This window comes from Asaia sp. SF2.1, assembly GCF_000505765.1.
Taxonomy (GTDB): Bacteria; Pseudomonadota; Alphaproteobacteria; order Acetobacterales; family Acetobacteraceae; genus Asaia; species Asaia bogorensis.
Genome location: NZ_AYXS01000048.1, coordinates 61,911 through 62,210 on the forward strand (window position 1 = coordinate 61,911; position 300 = coordinate 62,210).

Sequence of the window (300 nt, forward strand, 5' to 3'; positions counted from 1 at the left end):
CTGCATGACTCTGCATGATGCGCTGAAGGCGCTCACGCAGTTCCGCCACGGTGAACTTGCCCGAAGCCTCGCGGGTCTGGTCGAACTTGGCCAGAATGGCCTCGCCCGCCTCCTTGGGCAGTGGCGGTACCGGCACGCTGGGATCGATGATCTCGGCAGCACGCTTGCCAGCCGCACGACCGAACACGATCAGGTCAAGCAGTGAGTTCGTTCCCAGACGGTTGGCTCCATGCACGGAAACGCAGGCGGCTTCACCGACCGCCATTAGTCCGGGCACGACAGCTTCGAGATTGTCCTTGG

General features: G+C 63.0%; 1 protein-coding gene. It reads right to left on the reverse strand.

From position 1 onward, the window contains the following. Positions 1-300: FAD-binding protein (locus P792_RS39175; protein WP_035440687.1), on the reverse strand; the 300-nt coding region annotated here is incomplete at both ends.